General features: G+C 64.4%; 2 protein-coding genes. Both read left to right on the top strand.

From position 1 onward, the window contains the following. Nucleotides 1–518 precede the first annotated feature (518 nt). On the top strand, nucleotides 519–2,078 hold the full coding sequence (locus NZM16_RS11715; protein WP_295451650.1) for an acyl-CoA carboxylase subunit beta: 1,560 nt from the start codon (nucleotides 519–521) through the stop codon (nucleotides 2,076–2,078). Nucleotides 2,079–2,110: 32 nt separating this feature from the next. Next, nucleotides 2,111–2,886, top strand: a 776-nt coding sequence (locus NZM16_RS11710) for a biotin carboxylase N-terminal domain-containing protein (RefSeq protein WP_295480531.1), incomplete at its 3' end; no start/stop codon positions are given.

The following is a 2,886-nucleotide window of genomic DNA, read 5'->3' as shown; positions in this document are numbered from 1 at the left end:
TGATTGATCGCTTCTGCGATTGATCGCTTCTGCCACGAGCAGTGTTCACACTGCGCTCTCCCACAGGTTTTGGGGCTGGAGCGCCGCTGTAGGCGGCGCTCCAGCCCCAAAACGATTTTTTCAGGGGGCAGGGGGAAGGGGCCTGGCCCGCTCCCCTCTCAGAGGCGCTTGGATCAAACTCGCCGCCCGAAGTTGCCCATGGCGTAAGATTTCTTTGGGAGAGAGGTGAAATGAAATGGCCTGACCGTTATGCTGCGAGATGAAGCATATCCCACTTTTCATCTTTGGGCGCTGGACGGTTCGAGACCATCGCTTCGTGTTCCAGCCCCTCAGCCTGTTGACGGAGCGCCGGGTCGTAAAACTTGTCGGACACGCTCCGGACAGGTAGCCCCCCTTTGGGGCGGAGGATATTTTTCCCTCTCTGCCCGATTCCTTCTGAGATTGCTCCCCCTCGAGTTATAATGAAAACGTGTCCTTTTGTTAATTGGGCGGCTTTTATTCCACCCTGGAGCGGACTTATGCGTATTGAGATCATCGAGGATCGCCTGGAGCAGTTGCGGCGGTTGCGGGCGGACGCTCAGCAGGGCGGCGGCCCGGAGCGGATCGCCCAGCAGCGTGCAAAGGGGAAGCTCACCGCCCGCGAGCGGCTGGAGCTTCTGCTGGATAAAGGCTCCTTCCGTGAGGTGGATCCCTTCGTCACCACCCGGGTGACCGACTTCGGGCTGGCGGAGCGCCGCTACCTGGGGGACGGTGTGGTGACCGGATGGGGCACCATCGAAGGACGTCTGGTTTTTGTTTACTCCCAGGACTTCACGGTGCTGGGAGGGAGCCTGGGGGAGGGCCATGCTCGCAAGATCGTGAAGATCATGGACATGGCCATGAAAAATGGGGCGCCCCTCATTGGCCTCAACGACTCCGGCGGCGCCCGGATCCAGGAGGGCGTCCTCTCCCTCGGCGGCTACGCCGACATCTTCCTGCGCAACGTCATGCTCTCCGGCGTGATCCCCCAGATCAGCGCCATCCTGGGCCCCTGCGCCGGCGGCGCCGTCTATTCCCCCGCCCTCACGGATTTCATTTTCATGGTGCGGGGAACCAGCTACATGTTCATCACCGGTCCGGATGTGGTGAAGGCGGTCACCCACGAGGAAGTCACCTTCGAGCAGCTGGGCGGGGCGGACGTCCACACGACGATCAGCGGCGTGGCCCACTTCGCCGCCGACACCGAGGCCGACCTTTTCTATATGATCCGCAAGCTCCTCTCGTATCTCCCTTCGAACAACATGGAAGATCCCCCCTTCGTGCCCAACGGCGATGACCCGTTGCGCATGGAGGAGCGCCTCAACGAGATCGTCCCCGACGACCCCACCCGCCCCTACGACATCAAAGAGGTGATCCGCCTGATTGTGGACAACGGGGATTTCTTCGAGGTCCAGCCCGATTATGCCCCGAACATCGTGATCGGCTTCGCCCGCCTGGGCGGGCACAGCGTGGGGATCGTGGCCAACCAGCCGGCGGTGTTGGCCGGGGTGCTGGACATCAAAGCCAGCGAGAAGGCGGCGCGGTTTGTCCGCTTCTGCGATGCCTTCAACATCCCCATCATCACGTTCGAGGATGTGCCGGGATTTATGCCGGGCATTGCCCAGGAGCACGGCGGCATCATCAAAGCCGGGGCCAAGCTCCTTTACGCCTACGCCGAAGCTACCGTCCCCAAGATCACAGTGATCACCCGTAAAGCCTACGGCGGCGCCTACTGCGTGATGAACTCCCGCCATATCCGAGGGGACCTCGTGCTGGCCTGGCCCACGGCGGAGCTGGCGGTGATGGGGCCGGAGGGCGCGGTCAACATCATCTTCCGGCGCGAGATCGCGGAGGCGCCGGATCCAGAGGCCCGGCGGGCGGAGCTGGTGGCGGAATATCGGGCGAAGTTCGCCAACCCCTATGTCGCCGCCTCCTACGGCTTCGTCGACGACGTCATCGAGCCCAAGGAAACCCGCCCCCGCCTTATCAACGCCCTCGAGATGCTCCAGAACAAGCGGGATCAGAACCCGCCCAAGAAGCACGGGAACATCCCGCTCTGAGCCCTCGGCCCGTTCCTACAGGAGGTTCCAGGATGTTCCGCAAAATCCTGATCGCCAACCGCGGCGAGATCGCCGTGCGGGTCATCCGGGCATGCCGTGAGCTGGGGATCCGCACGGTGGCGGTGTTCTCGGAGGTCGACCGGGACGCCCTGCACGTGCGCTACGCCGACGAGGCTTACTGCCTCGGGCCCGCCCCGGCCCGGGAAAGCTACCTGCGCATCGACAAGATCATCGACGTCGCCCGCCGGGCGGGCGCCGATGCCATCCACCCCGGCTACGGGTTCCTGTCGGAACGACCGGATTTCGCCAGGGCCTGCGCCGAAGCGGGGATCACCTTCATCGGGCCGCCGCCCCAGGCCATCGGGGCGATGGGCGACAAGGCTACTGCCCGCAAGATGGCCAAAGCCCTGGGCGTCCCCATCGTCCCCGGCACCGACGGCGGCCTCTCCGATGAGGATCTGATGGAAGCCGCCCGACGCATCGGCTTCCCCATCCTGATCAAGGCCTCCGCCGGGGGCGGCGGCAAGGGCATGCGGATCGTGCGCTCCATGGAGGAGATGCCCGATGCCCTGGCAGCGGCCCGCCGCGAGGCGATGGCGGCCTTCGGGGACGACGACGTCTACCTGGAGAAGCTGGTGGAAGGCGCCCGGCACGTGGAGGTGCAGATCCTGGCCGACGTCCACGGCAATGTGATCCACCTGGGCGAACGCGAGTGCTCCATCCAGCGGCGTCATCAGAAGCTGATCGAGGAATCCCCCTCGCCGATCGTCGACGAGGAGATGCGCCAGCGCATGGGCGAGGTGGCGGT

Origin of the sequence: Thermoflexus sp. (assembly GCF_025055495.1) — a bacterium.
Lineage (GTDB): Bacteria > Chloroflexota > Anaerolineae > Thermoflexales > Thermoflexaceae > Thermoflexus.
Note: the sequence above shows the minus strand (reverse complement) of the source record. Positions and strands in the feature narration are given on the sequence as shown.

Bases quoted from the DNA above. Each gene is read 5' to 3' on its own strand.
- NZM16_RS11715 (WP_295451650.1), top strand. From the start codon at position 519: ATGCGTATTGAGATCATCGAGGATCGCCTGGAGCAGTTGCGGCGGTTG.